The sequence below is a fragment of the Streptomyces sp. URMC 123 genome (genome assembly GCF_051386515.1).
Taxonomy (GTDB): Bacteria; Actinomycetota; Actinomycetes; order Streptomycetales; family Streptomycetaceae; genus Streptomyces.
This window is the reverse complement of the sequence record NZ_JBPQTV010000145.1, coordinates 1-15431: the sequence shown is the minus strand read 5'-3', so window position 1 is coordinate 15431 and position 15431 is coordinate 1. Positions and strand designations below refer to the sequence as shown.

Sequence of the window (15431 nt, the reverse complement as noted above, 5' to 3'; positions counted from 1 at the left end):
CGTCGCCCCCGCCCCCGTCCGCTCGTCGATGACCGGTCCGTGCTCTCGCGTGTCCATGCGTGCCGCCTCGCCGCTCTCGTGAAGGCCGTTGCTCTTCGACAGATCGATGTTCACTTGCGTGCCGCCGCTCATATCCGCCCCGCCCGCCGCTCGCTGACCAGCAGCCACACCAGATACGCGCCGCCGAGCATCCCCGTCACCGCGCCCACGGGCAGCCGGTCGGCGCCGAAGAGCCGCTGCGCGGCCCAGTCGGCGGTGATGAGCAGGGTCGCGCCCATGCACGCGGCCGGCAGCAGCTGCGGCCCACTGGAGCGGGTCAGCCGCCGGGCGAGCTGCGGCGCCGCCAGCGCGACGAAGCCGATCGGCCCGGCCGCCGCCGTCGCCGCCGCGGTGAGCAGGGTCGCCGTGCCCAGCAGCACCAGCCGGGTGCGCTCGACCGGCACCCCGAGCGCGTACGCCGCGTCGTCGCCCAGCTCCATCATGGCCAGCCGGCGCCCATGGGCGAGGATCACCGGCAGCAGCAGCGCGCACGCGCCGACCAGCGGCCATACGTCGTCCCAGCCCCGGCCGTTGAGGGAGCCGGTCAGCCACATGACGGCGCGGGCGGCGTCGGTGAACTCCGCCTCGGTGAGGAGGTAGCCGTTGCCCGCCGTGAGCACCGCGGCCGTGCCGATGCCGACCAGGACGAGCCGGTAGCCGTGGACGCCCTGTCGCCAGGCGAGCGCGTACACCAGCAGCCCGGTCAGCAGCCCGCCGGCCACCGCGCCGACCGCGACCGCCGCCGCGCTGCCGTGGAACAGCACGATGACGCAGAGCGCGCCGGTCGCCGAGCCCTGGCCGAAGCCCACCACGTCGGGGCTGCCCAGGGGGTTGCGGGCGATGCTCTGGAACACCGCGCCGGCCAGCCCGAGCGCGGTGCCGACCAGCAGCGCGGTGAGCCCGCGGGGCAGCCGCAGCTCGTTGACGATGGTGGTGTCCGCGGGGCTGCCGGCGCCCACCAGCGCGCGGGCCACGTCCAGCGGGGCGATGGGATAGTCGCCGCTGCCCAGCAGCGCGATGGTGGCGACGATCGCGACGGCGGTCAGCACCAGGCAGACCGCCAGCGCCCTCAGGTCGACCCGGAGGGACAGCCCGCCGCCCGGCCGCACCACGGCGCCCCGCACCCCGGCACGGGACGCCGCCTTCCCTCCGCCCGGGGACGCGGCCCCCGCCCCGGCGCGGGACGCGGCTCCCGCCCCGGCGCGGGACGCGGCTCCCGCCCCGGCGCGGGACGCGCCGTCCATTGCCGCATCGGAGGATGTGGTCTTCACAGCTGGGCCACCTTCCGGCGTCGCACGAGATGGATGAAGAGCACTCCGCCGAGCAGCGCCGTGACGATGCCGACCTGGAGCTCCGCGGGCCGCACCACGAGCCGGCCGATGAGGTCGGCGCCCAGCAGCAGCACGGCGGCGAGCACGGCCGAGTACGGGAGCAGCCAGCGCAGATCCGGGCCGGTGAAGGCGCGCACGATGTGCGGGATCATCAGCCCGACGAAGACGATCGGCCCACAGGCGGCGGTGGCGCCGCCGCACAGCAGGGTGATGGCGACCACCGCCGCCGCCCGGGTCCTGGTGAGGTTCGCGCCGAGCGCCCGCGCCGTGTCGTCGCCGAGCGCGACGGCGTTCAGCGGCCGCGCCAGGGCGAGCGCGAGCACCATGCCGACGAGGAGGAAGGGCGCCACCCGGACCACCACCGCGGAGTCGGCGGAGGCCAGCGACCCGACCGTCCAGAAGCGCAGCTTGTCCAGCGCGGTCGAGTCCATCAGCTGTACGGAGTTGATGTACCCGAAGAGGGCCGCGCTGACGGCCGTGCCGGCGAGCGCCAGCCGCACCGGGGTGGCCGAGCGGCTGCCGCCGATCAGATAGACGAGCACCGCGCAGCCCCCCGCGCCCAGGAAGGCGAACCACACGTACCCGGTGAGCGAGGTGACGCCGAGGAAGCTGATCGCGGTGACGACGGCCGCGGCGGCGCCCGCGTTGATGCCGAGCAGCCCCGGATCGGCCAGCGGGTTGCGGGTCAGCGCCTGCATGACCGCACCGGCCAGGCCCAGCGCGGCGCCGGCCAGCAGCCCCAGGAACGTACGCGGCACCCGGACTTGGCTGACAACCACGTCGTTCGCGGTGCCGGTGTTGTGGAAGAGTCCGTGCCAGACCTGATCGAGCGGCATGGACCGCGATCCGACGGCCAGACTGAGGACGACGATCAGCAGAAGTACGGCGCATGAGGCCAACAGGCCGACGGTACGCGGGGCTTCGCGTCGTCGGCTCGCCGCGGGCGCGGGCGCGGCCTCTGTGGTAACCGGCCTGTTCAATAACATTCAGGTAGGTTAGCCTAACCTCATTGTCACAGCTATACGCGTAAACTACCCCCCGGTGTGCGGTGTTTGAAGCCCCGGGGGGCCGTGATGAGAGCGAGGCACGATGACGGCCCCCATGCGCTTACGAGCCCAGGACGAGTCCTGGCGTGACGACTCGATACGGAGCGGCTCCCGGTCGGCCTTCCGGGCGGCGGGCGGCGGCTCCGCGCTGACGCGCAGGGGGCTGCTCGCCGCCGGCGGGGCCCTGGGGGCCGGTGTGCTGCTGAGCGCCTGCGGCGACGGCGACTCCTCCGGCGGCGGGGGCAAGGACTCCAAGGCCTGGAGCTTCCAGGACGACCGGGGGGTCACCGCCAAGGCGGACCGGACCCCGCAGCGGGTCGTCGCCTATGTCGCCTCCGCGGCGGCGCTGCACGACCTCGGCGTCTCCTGCGTGGGCATCTTCGGCTCCTCGCAGTTCAAGGACGGCCGCCCCACCCCGCAGGCGGGCAGCCTGGACCTGGCGAAGCTGACCTCGGTCGGCTCCGTCACCGGGCAGTTCAACATCGAGAAGTACGCGGGGCTCCGGCCCGACCTGCTGGTCAGCAATGTGAACCAGCCGCCCGCGCTCTGGTCGATCCCCGAGGAGAGCTCGGAGAAGATCCTCGGCTTCGCGCCGAGCGTCGGCATCAAGACCGCCGGAGTCTCGCTGCTGACGGCGGTGCAGCGGTACGCCGCGCTGGCCGAGTCGCTCGGCGCGGACCTCAAGGCGGCGAAGGTCACCGAGGCCAAGGCCCGCTTCGAGGCGGCCGCGGAGAGACTGCGCCGGGCGGCGAAGGCGAAGGGCGGGCTGAAGGTCCTCGCCGCCGCCGCCCAGGCGGACGCGTTCTCCGCGGGGGTGCCGGACATCTTCCCCGACACCCGCTACTACAAGGAGCTCGGGGTCGAGTTCATCAGCCCCCGGAACCCGGGAGCGGCCGGCTTCTGGGAGAAGCTCAGCTGGGAGAACGCCGACACCTACCCCGCCGACGTGATCTTCCTCGACCAGCGGGCCAACAACCTCCAGCTCCCCGAGCTGACCTCCTCCAAGCCCACCTGGCGGGAGCTCCCGGCCGTCAAGGCGGGCCAGGTGGTGGCCTGGAACAACGAGGCGCAGTTCAGCTACGCGGGCTACGCCCCGCTCATCGAGAGGCTCGCCGAGGGGGTGGAGAAGGCGAAGAAGCTCACCTGAGGTCGTAGGTGCCGCGGTGCTCCGGTGCCGCGGTGTCGCGGTGCTCCGATGTCGCGGGGCCGCTCGGCCGGCCGGTCGCCTGCCGCCCGGCGGGCGCCGCCCGACCCTGACGCCGCGCCCGCCCCGCCGCGTCAGCCCGCGCGCCGCTCCCCGTTCAGCGCGCCGTCGAGGATGTGCCGAATGCCCTGCTCATAGGCGTATTCGGCCTCCAGCTTCCGGGAGGCTCCCGCGAAGCTGCTCACATGGGGGTACGCCTCCAGTTCCTCGGCGGCGGCCGCCTCCGGGTAGTGCGGCGCGTCCGGGCCGCCCCCGCGCAGGGGCTGCGGCGGGGTGCACAGCACCTGCCCCGCCGTGTAGTACCAGATCGTCTGGTGGGTCCAGAACGCCTGCTCGCGGCTGAGCCCGTAGTCGATCAGCGCGCCGAGGATCTCCTCGGTCATCCACACCGCCGACATGCCCACCAGCTCGCCGCGCGCCACGATCGGGACGACCCACGGGTTGTCCACGAACGCGCGGTGCATCAGCCCGCAGACCACCAGCAGCCGCTCCCGCGGATCGTCCGGGAGCGGCGGGCGTGGCAGATTCTGCGCGACGTGCTCCAGGACGAGCGCCAGGAGCTCGTCCTTGTCCCGTACGTGGTGGTAGACGGCCATGGCGGTGCTGTCGAGCGCCGACGCGAGTCTGCGCATCGTCAGGTTCTCCGCGCCCTCCTTGAGGATGATCTCGTACGCCGCCGCCACGATGTGCTCGCGCGACAGCCTCGGCGGCCGCCCCCTCTTCGGACGCTCCGTTGTGTTCCTGGCCAGTGTCCTGCCCTCTCTCTGTGCGCGACGGCCCAGGTGGCTGCCGCGGCCGCTTGAGGATAGCTTTTTTATACGTGTATGGTAACTCTCGCTCAGCGACCGTAGAACACGGGAAAGAGGTAGCCGCCGATGAGGCGAGCCGACGGCAATGTGCGCAGCCGGCCCATGCGAGCCGGGATCGAGACCTATCTGGCTCCGCTGCTGAGGGTCACCGCGCTGACCCCGCGCATGCTCCGGCTGCGGGTGGGCGGCGAGAGCCTGCGCGGCTTCGCCGCCGGCCGGTGCGCCGACGAGCGGGTCAAGCTGTTCTTCCCCGCGCCGGGGGAGCGGGCGCCGGTGCTGCCCGAGATAGGGCCCACCGGGCTGCGCTACCCCGAGGGGGCTCAGCCGCCGCACGCCCGCAACTACACCGTGCGGCGCTTCGACCCCGACACGCTCGAACTGGACCTGGACTTCGTCATCCACGGCGCCGGCCGGGCCTGCGAGTGGGCGCGCCGCGCCCGGCCGGGCGACCTGCTCGGCATAGCGGGGCCCGCCGGTGGCTACACCCCCTCCGCCGCGGCCGACGCCCACCTCATAGCGGGTGACGAGACCGCCCTGCCGGCCATCGCCACGATCGTGGAGCGGCTGACGCCGGGCGCCCGGGCACGGGTGATCGTCGAGGTCGCCGGCCCGGAGGAGGAGCAGCCCCTGGACGCCGGTCCGGGTGTGGACGTGACGTGGGTGCACCGCGGCGCCGCCGGCTGGCGCGCGCCGACCCCGCTGGAGCGCGCCGTGCGCTCCGTCGAGTGGCCGGGCGGCGTGGTGCACGCGTGGGTCGCGGGCGAGGCGGGCGTGGTGCGCGCGATACGCCGCCATCTGCGGGACGAGCGCGGACTGGGCCGCGAGGCCCTGGACGCCTCCGGCTACTGGCGGCACGGGATGACGGTCGAGCAATGGGTCGAGGCGGAGGGCGTGGAGTACGCCGCCGAGGAGAGGGACGAGTGATGCGGGAGAACGGAACGGCGTCCGAGGGCGCCGTGCGCTACGGCTGGGTACTGGCCGTGGTGGTGGCGGTCCAGTTCATGGTGACGCTGGACGCCTCGGTGGTGAACGTGGCCCTCGCGGCCATGCGGGAGGACCTCGGCTTCAGCGAGGCGGGCCTGCTCTGGGTGGTGAACGCCTACACCCTGGTCTTCGGCGGCTGTCTGCTGCTCGGTGGCCGGATCGCGGACCTCTACGGCCGCCGGCTGGTGCTCTGGTGGGGCCTGGGGCTGTTCGGCGTGGCCAGCCTCGCTGGCGGCCTGGCCCAGTCGCCCTCCCAGCTGGTGATCGCCCGCGCCGTGCAGGGGCTCGGCGCCGCGATCCTGGCGCCGGCCGCGCTGACCATCGTCACCACGTGCTTCCCCGCCGGGGCGATGCGCGGCAAGGCGCTGGGCATGTGGAGCGCGGCGGGTTCGGCGGGCGGCGCGGCCGGTGTGCTGATCGGCGGTGTGCTGACCGAGTACCTCGACTGGCGCTGGGTGCTGCTGATCAACGTGCCGGTCGTGGTGCTGGCGGCCGTGGCCGGCCGGACGGTGCCCGACGGCAGGCCCGAGCGGCGCAGCCGGCTCGACGTCGGCGGCGCGCTGCTGGCGACGACCGGTCTGGCGGCGCTGGTGTACGGCGTGGTCCTCACCGGCGAGGACTCCTGGACCTCGCCGCTGACGCTGGGCATGCTGGGCGCGGCCGTGGTGCTGCTGGTCGGCTTCGTGCTCTACGAGGCGAAGGGCGCGCGCAACCCCCTGGTGCGGCTGGGGCTGTTCGCCCACCGCACGGTGAGCGGCGCGAATCTGACGATGCTGCTGCTGGCCTCCGGCCAGTTCGCCAGCTTCTACTTCGTCTCGCTCTACCTCCAGCAGGTGCTGCACTACAGCCCGGCGCTGACCGGTGTGGCCTTCGTGCCGTTCTGCGTGGGGTTCATCGTGGCCGCCATGACCGCCAGCCGGCTGTATGTGCGCACCGGCCCCCGGGTGTTGGTCACGGCGGGCGCGCTGGTCGGCGCGCTGGGTCTGTTCTGGTTCAGCATGATCGGCACGGACGGCACGTTCCTGGCCACGATCCTCGGGCCGTCCCTGGTGACCAGCCTGGGCATCGGCGCCTGTGTGGTGCCGCTGGCCGCCTCGGCCACCTCCGGGGTGCCGGCCGCGGACGCGGGCATGGCGTCCGGAATCCTCAACAGCGCCCAGCAGGTGGGCGGTTCGCTGGGGCTGGCGATCACGGTGAGCGTGGCCACCAGCCGCACCGCCTCGATGACCGAGGGCGGGGACACCCCGCTGGAGGCGCTGACCGGCGGATACGGCATGGCGCTGCTGGCCGGGGCGGGTCTGCTGGTGCTGGCCGCGGTGCTGGCGCTCGTGCTGCCGGGCCGGGAGAAGGAAGCCCCCGTTCCGCTGGCCGCGGAGGGCGATGTGGAGTCGGTGCCCACCACATCCGCCTCCTGAGTCACGGGCGCGTCGAGTGCGGGGGCGGGGCCGTTGCTCACGGCTCCGCCCTCGTTCGTCTACGGAGCGTGGTCGCCGGGCGCGGCCTCCACAGCGCTCGCGGCATTGTTCACCTGCACCGATGCGGAACCTAAGCGGAACGCCGCCGGGCAGTAGCTATATGCGTAAAGTAATGTGATGTGGGACACACTCTGGATTTGTTGTTGAACTAAGGCTGGCCTTGTTAGATTTGCCGCGTCCGGGTGCTTCAGAGCAACTGTGGCGAAAGGAATGGGTAGGTGTTACGGGGGATGTCAGTTGTTTTTTGTTGTACGAAATTCATATGTAATGAAGTCTTCGTGAACGTTGTGGCGAAGTCTCCATCGGGCTGCATGGGCAGATGCGGCAGCCTGTAACCTGTCTCCGCGATTTCTCAGCGGTGCCCGCCGGCTGGTGACGCGGTCCGGGGATCGAGCGCTCCGGCTCTCCTCGCACGGCTGATTTCAATGAGCTCGGCTGTTCGCTGTTCTCACCCTTTTTCGTGGCCGAAAAGTATCGCGCGCTCCGCCGTGGCCGGGCGCCCGTTGCCACCTGACATGCCCGCGTCGTGTTCGGCGCGGCCCCCCCTCGCGCCCTGCCGGCGGGTCCCGCCGTGCCGCCCTCCGGCGTGCCGTCGTACCCGCGCGGCCCTGCAGTGGCGCCCACCCGAGGAGATGACGACCGTGATGGACCGTGCCCCGATGACCGCCGAGACGATCAGGGCCGATGTCGCCGAGATCCTGGACCGATCGGTTTCGGACATCGGAGTCGACGACAATCTGCTGGCCCTCGGGCTCGACTCGATCCGCATGATGACCCTTTCCGCGCGCTGGCGGGAGAACGGGGTCGAAATTTCCTACGTCGATCTCGCGAAGGAACCCACCGTGCGGAACTGGTCAGAACTGCTCGGTGCCCCGGCCGCCCATTGAGCCCTTCCTTTAAGGAGTCGGTGTGTCCCATCCATTCGAGAGCGACGATTCCGCATTTCTCGTCCTGGTGAATTCCGAGGGGCAGTATTCGCTGTGGCCGGAATTCATCGAAGTGCCGGACGGCTGGTCGGTCGAATGGGGACCCGGTGACCGCGAGACCAGTGTCCAATACATCGAGGCGCAGTGGACGGACATGCGCCCCGCCAGCCTCAGGAACGGGGAATAACGATGCCCACTGCCCGGAACACCGAAGTCCTGGACGTCGTCGGAATAGGTTTCGGCCCTTCCAATCTCGCCCTCGCGGTGGCCCTTGCGGAACACAACCGCAATGTGCCGGCAGAGGACGCGCTCACCAGTTGCCACTTCGAGAAGCAGCCCTCCTTCGGCTGGCACCGCGGCATGCTGCTGGACGACGCGACCATGCAGGTGTCCTTCATGAAGGACCTCGTCACCATGCGCGACCCCACCAGCGAGTTCAGCTTTCTGGCGTATCTCCACCACAAGGGTCGGCTCGCCGACTTCATCAACCACAAGGTGCTCTACCCCTCCCGCGTGGAGTTCCACGACTACCTCGAATGGGCGGCCCGCAGCTTCGAGCCGCTGGTGCACTACGGCCACGAGGTCATCGACGTCCGCCCGGTCGAACTCGATGGCGAGATCGCGTACTTCGACGTGGTGGCCCGGTCCGGCGCGGGCCCCGACGAGGTCGTCGTCCGCAGGACCCGCAACATCGTGCTCGCCGGCGGCCTCCAGCCCAATCTGCCGCCCGGCGCCCAGCTCACCGAGCGGGTCTGGCACAACCACGACCTGCTCGGCCGGCTCGAGCGGCTGCCGGCCGGCTCGCCCGGCAGCTTCACGGTCGTCGGCGCCGGTCAGAGCGCCGCGGAGACCGTGGAGTACCTCCACCGCCGCTACCCGACGGCCACCGTCAACGCCGTGTTCGCCCGCTACGGCTACGCCCCGGCCGACGACAGCTCCTTCGTCAACCGCATCTTCGACCCGGACGCCGTGGACCGCTTCTTCCAGGCCCCCGAGGACATCAAGCGGATGATGCTCGACTACCACCGCGGCACCAACTACTCCGTGGTGGACCTGGAGCTCATCGACGAGCTGTACCGCCGGGTGTACCAGGAGAAGGTGCACGGCGAGGAGCGCCTGCGGGTGCACAACCTCTCCCGGGTCCTGGAGGTCCGCCCCTCCGACGCCTCCGTGCGGCTCACCCTGGAGTCGCTGCCCACCGGGGAGCGCTCCTTCCTCGACACCGACTACCTCGTCTACGCCACCGGCTACCGGCCGCTGGACGTGCTGCACACCCTCGGCGCCACGGCCCCGTACTGCCGCACCGACGAGGGCGACCGGGTGCGGGTGGAGCGGGACTACCGGGTGGCGACCGACGAGTCGGTGGCCGCCGGCATCTACCTCCAGGGAGCCACCGAGCACACCCACGGCATCGCGTCCAACCTGCTGTCCAACACGGCCGTACGCGCCGGGGAGATCGTCCGCTCCCTCGCCGCCACCGTGCCCAAGCCGGACCACGACGGCTACAGCCCCCGCGACGGGCGGGCCGTCCCCACCGGCCGGGCCTGACCGGAGAGTCGGCCGGCCCGGCCCCCGGCCGGGCCCCGCGCAGAGCGAAGGTGTGTGCTTCACAGTGACGTTCCTCCCGTCAGCGACCGCGGCCACCCCGTGGATCAGGTCCCTGGGCTGCCGTACGGTGCCCCGCCACCGGCTGGTGTGCTTCCCGCACGCCGGCGGCTCCGCCAGCTTCTTCACGTCCTGGGCGGCCCGGCTGCCCGAGGACTGCGAGCTGTGGGCCGTCCAGTACCCGGGCCGCGAGAACCGGGTCGAGGAACCGTTCATCGACCGGATGAGCGCCCTCGCCGGGGCCGTTGCGGAGGCGCTGCTGCCACGGCTGAGCGTCCCCCTGGTCCTCTTCGGACACAGCATGGGCGCCTCCGTCGCGTACGAGGTGGCCCGCCGGCTCGCCCTGCACCGCCCCGACGCGGTGCGGCACCTGTTCGTCTCCGGGCGCATGGCACCGCACCGCCAGCCGGTGATCCCGCCCGGGGAGATGACCCACCTGCGCCCCGACCACGAGATCGTCGCCCTCCTCACGTCCTTCGGCGGCAGCGACGCCTCGCTGCTGGAGGACCGGGCCATGTGGCCGTACATCCTGCCGCCGGTGCGCAACGACTACCGGCTGATCGAGAGCTACCGGGCGCACCCGGGCCCCGCCCTGCCCTTCGACATCACGGCCCTGATGGGCGCCGAGGACGCCACCCTCGACGCCGGCGACGTACGGGCCTGGCGGGAGACCGGCCGGGGCCGGTTCGCCTTCGAGACCTTCCCCGGCGGCCACTTCTACCTGATCCCGCGGCAGGCCGAGGTGATCGCCCGGGTGTCCGCCACCCTCCGGCAGCTGTCCGACCGGCGCGCCGCCGACGCGGCCGGCTCCCCCGAAGAAGCCCCCGAAGAAAAGGTGATTCCACGGTGAGCATCGACCTCCCGAGGTTGGTCCACGACCCCGACGCGCGCCACGAGCCGTTCCCGCTCACCGACACCCAGCAGGCGTATCTGCTGGGCCGGACCGACCTGTTCGAACTCGGCAACGTCTCCACCCACGCCTACTACGAGTTCGAGGGCCGGCTCGACATCCCCCGGTTCACCGCCGCCTGGCAGCGGCTGATGGCCCGCCACGACATCCTGCGGCTGGCCATCGACGCCGAGCGCGGCGAGCAGCGCATCCGGGCCGAGGTCCCGCCGCCGCCCATCGAGGTCATCGACCTGCGCAGCGCCTCCGAGGAGACGGTGCGCGCCACGCTGGACGAGGTCCGGGCGCGCATGTCGCACCGGGTGCAGCCCGCCAACGGCCTCTATCTGTTCGGGATCGTGCTGTGCCGGCTGACCGACGAGCGGCTGCGCGTGCACATCGACTTCGACGCGCTGATCCTGGACTACCTCAGCTGGAAGCTGCTGCTGGGCGAGCTGTCCGCGCTCTACGAGAACCCGGAGGCCGAGCTGCCCGAACTGGAGCTCACCTTCCGCGACTATGTGCTCGCGGAGGCCACGGTCCGGGACACCGACCGGTACCGGGCGTCGCTGGAGTACTGGACCCGCCGGCTGGAGACCCTGCCGCCCTCGCCCCGGCTGCCCCTGGTCAAGGACCCCTCCGAGGTCTCCCACCCCACCTTCGTGGGCCGCCGCGGCCGGATGGACGCCGAGCGCTGGAGCCGGCTCAAGCTCCGCGCCGCGCACGCCGGGCTCACCCCCACCGGCCTGTCCCTCGCCGCCTTCGCCGAGGTCCTGGCCCTGTGGAGCGGCAGCGCCCACTTCACCCTGAACGTGCCGCGGATGAACCGGCTGCCGCTGCACCCCCAGGCCGACCGCATCCTCGGCGAGTTCGCCTCCTTCTCCCTCCTGGAGGTGGACAACCGCGGCCACGACACCTTCCAGGAGCGCGCCGCGCGCATCCAGCGCCAGGGCTGGCAGGACCTGGAGCACCAGCACGTCAGCGGCGTGGACCTGCTGCGCGAACTGGTCCGGGCCCAGGGCGGCTTCCACCGGGCCCTCATGCCCGTCGTGCTCACCAGCACCATCGGGCTGCGCGGCGGCGAGAAGCCCCTCCTCGGCGGGCACCTGGAGGAGCTCTACACCATCTCCCAGACGCCCCAGGTCTACCTCGACGTGCAGATCGACGAGCACGACGGCGAGCTGTTCGTCAACTGGGACGCGGTCGACGAGCTCTTCCCGCCCGGCCTGATGGACCGGATGTTCGGGGCCTTCTGGAGCCTGCTGGAGCGCCTGGAGGCCGACGAGAGCGCCTGGCGGGCCACCGCCCCGGCCGACGCCGGCGACGCCATCCGCCCCGGGGTCGCGGGACCGCGGCGGCCGGTGCCGGAGATCCTCGTACAGAGCCTGTTCGAGCGGCAGGTCGCCGCCCGCCCCGACCGGCCGGCCGTCGTCGCGCCGGACACCACCCTCACCTACGCCGAGCTGTACACCCGCGCCAACCGCATCGGCCACTGGCTCCGGGAGCACGGCGCGGCCGTCAACCAGCCGGTCGCCATCGTCATGGAGAAGGGCTGGGAGCAGATCGCGGCCGCCTACGGCGTGCTCTTCTCCGGCGCCCCCTACGTGCCGATCGACCCCGGGCAGCCCGCCGCCCGCGTCCACGGCATCCTCCGGCGCACCGGCGTGCGGCTGGTGCTCACCCAGGCGGCGGTCGACGACGCCCGGCAGTGGCCCGAGGGCGTCACCGCGCTGCGGGTCGACACGGAGCTCGACGACACCCTGTCCGGCGATCCGCTGCCGCCCGCGCAGGGACCGGACGACCTGGCGTACGTGCTGTTCACCTCCGGCTCCACCGGCGAGCCCAAGGGCGCCATGATCGGGCACCGCGGCATGGTCAACTGCCTGCTGGCCACCGCCGAGGAGTTCGACGTCACCGAGGACGACCGGGCCCTGGCCGTCACCGCGCTCCACCACGACATGTCGACGTTCGACATCTTCGGGGTGCTCGGCGCCGGCGGCACGCTGATCGTCCCCGAGGCCGCCCGCGCCCAGGACCCGGCCCACTGGGCCGCGCTGGTCGCCGAGCACCGGGTCACCCTCTGGAACTCGGTGCCCGCCATGATGGAGATGCTGCTGGAGGAGGTCCGCCAGTCCCGGCGGCCGCTGACCTCCCTGCGGCTGGTGGCCCTCGGCGGCGACTGGATACCGCTGTACGTGCCCGAGGAGCTGATCGGCTCCGTCGACGGCGTGCGCGTGGTCAGCGTGGGCGGGCCGACCGAGACCACGCTGTGGAACATCTGGTACCCGGTCGAGAAGGTCGACCCGCAGTGGCGCAGCGTCCCCTACGGCCGGCCCATCGCCAACACCCGCTACTACCTCCTCAACGACGGGCTGCGCGACTGCCCCGACGGCGTGCCCGGGGAGATGTACTGCGCCGGGCCCGGCGTCGCCCTCGGCTACTGGGAGGACCCCGAGCGCACCGCGGCCTCGTTCCCGCGCCACCCGCGCACCGGCGAGCGGCTCTACCGCACCGGCGACCTCGGCCGGTTCCTCCCGGACGGCACCATCGAGTTCGTCGGCCGCGCCGACTCCCAGGTCAAGATCCGCGGCATGCGCATCGAACCCGGGGAGATCGAGAGCGCCCTGGGCGCCCACCCGGCCGTCGCCGCCGCCGTGGCCGTCCCCGTGGAGCGGCGGGACGGGCGGGGCCACCGCGGCCTGGCCGCCTACGCCACCCCGCTCGCCCAGACGGCCGGCGACCCCCTGCCCACCGCGGACGAGCTGCGCGCCTTCCTGCGCGAGCGGCTGCCCGAGCACATGGTCCCGGCGACCGTACGGTTCGTGGACCGCTTCCCGCTCACCGGCAACGGCAAGGTCGACCGGCGGGCCCTGCTCGCCCTGGACGACGGCGCCGCCGGCGCCGAGAGGCGGGTCGCGGACGACGCCGAGCCCGAGGGGGCGCTGGAGACGGCCCTCGCCCATGTGTGGCGCGAGGTGCTCGGCGCCCGGCGCGTCGGCCGGCACGAGGACTTCTACCTCCTCGGCGGGGACTCGCTCCTCGCCACCAGGATCGTCAGCCGGCTGCGGGAAGCGCTCGGCGTCGAGGACCTCACCGTGCGCTCGGTGTTCGCGCACCCCACGGTCGCCGGCCTCGCCCGCGAACTCGTCGCCCGCGAGGGCGGCCCGGAGCGGCTGGAGGAGACCGCGGAGGTCTTTCTGGAGGTCGAGAGCCTGACTCTCGACGAGATCGAGTCGCAGCTGTGAACCACGCGTCGCAGTGGTGAACCACGCGTCGCAGTGGTGAACGACGCGTCACACCTGTGAACCACGGGCGCCGGCCAGGCGCCCCACCGGCGGACGGCACGCAAGGCAAGCGAACGGGGAGTAACGGATGAGTAAGCGGTCGGGCATCGAGGACGTACTGCCGCTCGCACCCTTGCAGGAGGGGCTGCTGTTCCAGGCCCTCTTCGACGAGCAGGCGCACGACGTCTACACCATGCAGCTCATCCTGGAGCTGAGCGGGCCGCTGGACGCCGCGGTGCTCCGGCGCTCCGCCGAGGAGCTGCTGCGCCGTCACCCGAATCTGCGCGCCGGATTCTGGAACCAGGGCGTGCCGCAGCCGGTCCAGGTCGTCCCCAAGGAGGTCACCCTGCCCTGGCAGGAGCTCGACCTCGGCGGGCTCGACCCCGAGGAGCGGGAGGCGGAACTGGAGCGGGTGCTGCTCGCCGACCGGCAGCACCGCTTCGACCTCGCCCAGCCGCCGCTGCTGCGGTTCCGGCTGATCCGGCTCGACGACCGGCTGCACCGCCTCGTCCTGCACAGCCACCACATCCTGCTCGACGGCTGGTCCGTCCCCCTGCTGGTGCGCGAACTCGTCCAGCTGTACGCCCGCGACGGGCGCCCCGACGGCCTGCCCGCCCCCCGCCGCTACCGCGACTACCTCGCCTGGCTCGCCCGCCAGGACCGCAAGCCGGCGGAGGACGCCTGGCGGGCCGCGCTCGACGGGCTGACCGGCCCCACCCTGCTCCACGGGCCGGACCGGGACCGCACCGCCCGCTCGCCCGAGGTGGTCGCCCTCCGCCTGGACGAGGACACCACCACGGCCCTGAGCGACCTGGCCCGCGCCCGGGGCGTCACCCTCAACACCGTGGTGCAGGGCCTGTGGGCCATCCTGCTCGGCCGGCTCACCGGCAGCCGCGACGTCGTCTTCGGCGCCTCCGTCTCCGGCCGCCCCGCCGACCTGCCCGGCGTCGAGTCGATGATCGGGCTGTTCATCAACACCCTGCCGGTGCGCGTCCGGCTGCGCCCCGAGGAGCCCCTGGCCGCGCTGCTCGCCCGCCTCCAGGACGAGCAGGCCCGGCTGCAGCCCCACCACCACCTCGGGCTCTCCGACATCCAGCGGCTGGCCGGAACGGGCGAGCTGTTCGACACCCTCATCGTCTTCGAGAACGCCCCCGACGTCGCCGAGAGCCTGGAGCGGGCGCAGCGCGCCGACGACCTCCAGGTGCGCGGCCTGGCCAACCGGGACGCCACCCACTACCCCGTCACCCTGGTGCCGCTGCTGGTCCACGGCCGACTGACCATCTCGTTCGAGTACCAGCCGGCCGTGCTCGACCGCGAGCGGGCCACCGCGCTGAGCGAGCGGTTCGAGCGGCTGCTGCGCGCCCTGCTCACCGACCCGGACCGGCCGGTCGGGCGCCTGGACATCCTCGGCGAGCCGGAGCGCGGCGCCGTCCTCGCCGCCGGCACCGGCGCCGTCTTCGACGTGGCCGAGCGCACCCTGCCCGACCTCCTCGCCGAGCAGGTCGCCGCCCGCCCCGACGCCACCGCCCTCGTCTTCGACGGCGCCTCCCTCACCTTCGCCGAGCTGAACGCGCGGGCCAACCGCCTCGCCCGGTGGCTGATCGACCGGGGCGTCGGGCCCGAGGACATCGTGGCCCTCGCCCTGCCGCGCTCCCTGGACATCGTGGTCGCCCTCCTCGCCGTCCAGAAGGCCGGCGGCGCCTATGTGCCCATCGACCCGGAGTACCCGGCGCGGCGCATCGCGTACATGCTCGCCGACGCCCGCCCCAAGCTGCTGCTCACCACCTCCGCGCTGCGCGAAACGGTCCTGGGGGAGAGCCAGGGGCAGGGGCAGGGGCAGGG

At 72.6% G+C, this 15431-nt stretch carries 12 protein-coding genes; 9 read left to right on the top strand and 3 right to left on the bottom strand.

The features are described from left to right. Positions 1-128 precede the first annotated feature (128 nt). Positions 129-1310: a FecCD family ABC transporter permease gene (locus ACSNOD_RS18030; RefSeq protein ID WP_436767985.1), complete on the bottom strand. Its 1182-nt coding sequence runs from the start codon at positions 1308-1310 to the stop codon at positions 129-131. Further along, entirely contained in the window at positions 1307-2356 is a 1050-nt protein-coding gene (locus ACSNOD_RS18025; protein ID WP_436767984.1) for a FecCD family ABC transporter permease, read from the bottom strand. The genes ACSNOD_RS18030 and ACSNOD_RS18025 overlap by 4 nt, the downstream gene beginning before the upstream one ends. Positions 2357-2471: 115 nt before the next feature. Between ACSNOD_RS18025 and ACSNOD_RS18020 the strand changes: the two genes are divergently transcribed. Next, on the top strand, positions 2472-3563 hold the full coding sequence (locus ACSNOD_RS18020; RefSeq protein ID WP_436767983.1) for an ABC transporter substrate-binding protein: 1092 nt from the start codon (positions 2472-2474) through the stop codon (positions 3561-3563). Positions 3564-3694: 131 nt separating this feature from the next. On the opposite strand, the gene ACSNOD_RS18015 is transcribed toward ACSNOD_RS18020, so the two are convergent. Further along, entirely contained in the window at positions 3695-4303 is a 609-nt protein-coding gene (locus tag ACSNOD_RS18015) for a TetR/AcrR family transcriptional regulator (protein ID WP_436767982.1), read from the bottom strand. Positions 4304-4495: 192 nt separating this feature from the next. Between ACSNOD_RS18015 and ACSNOD_RS18010 the strand changes: the two genes are divergently transcribed. From ACSNOD_RS18010 to ACSNOD_RS17975, 8 genes are all read left to right on the top strand, one after another. After that, positions 4496-5353 carry a siderophore-interacting protein gene (locus tag ACSNOD_RS18010; protein WP_436767981.1) on the top strand — a complete coding sequence of 286 codons (858 nt, stop codon included), beginning with the start codon at positions 4496-4498 and terminating at the stop codon, positions 5351-5353. Further along, positions 5353-6828, top strand: a complete 1476-nt coding sequence (locus tag ACSNOD_RS18005; RefSeq protein WP_436767980.1) for an MFS transporter — start codon at positions 5353-5355, stop codon at positions 6826-6828. The genes ACSNOD_RS18010 and ACSNOD_RS18005 overlap by 1 nt, the downstream gene beginning before the upstream one ends. 704 nt (positions 6829-7532) lie before the next feature. Continuing rightward, positions 7533-7775 (top strand): phosphopantetheine-binding protein, encoded by a 243-nt coding sequence (locus tag ACSNOD_RS18000; protein WP_436767979.1) that lies wholly within the window; start codon positions 7533-7535, stop codon positions 7773-7775. Positions 7776-7797: 22 nt separating this feature from the next. After that, positions 7798-8001: an MbtH family protein gene (locus ACSNOD_RS17995; RefSeq protein ID WP_436767978.1), complete on the top strand. Its 204-nt coding sequence runs from the start codon at positions 7798-7800 to the stop codon at positions 7999-8001. Between the two features lie 2 nt (positions 8002-8003). Next, the gene (locus tag ACSNOD_RS17990) at positions 8004-9362 is read left to right on the top strand and encodes a lysine N(6)-hydroxylase/L-ornithine N(5)-oxygenase family protein (RefSeq protein ID WP_436767977.1); all 1359 of its coding nucleotides are present in this window, start codon (positions 8004-8006) and stop codon (positions 9360-9362) included. A gap of 64 nt (positions 9363-9426) precedes the next feature. Then, the gene (locus ACSNOD_RS17985; protein ID WP_436767976.1) at positions 9427-10269 is read left to right on the top strand and encodes a thioesterase II family protein; all 843 of its coding nucleotides are present in this window, start codon (positions 9427-9429) and stop codon (positions 10267-10269) included. Continuing rightward, on the top strand, positions 10266-13550 hold the full coding sequence (locus tag ACSNOD_RS17980) for a non-ribosomal peptide synthetase (protein WP_436767975.1): 3285 nt from the start codon (positions 10266-10268) through the stop codon (positions 13548-13550). Before ACSNOD_RS17985 ends, ACSNOD_RS17980 begins: the two co-directional genes overlap by 4 nt. Positions 13551-13677: 127 nt before the next feature. Next, positions 13678-15431 (top strand): condensation domain-containing protein (locus ACSNOD_RS17975; RefSeq protein ID WP_436767974.1); only part of this gene is annotated, 1754 nt, incomplete at its 3' end.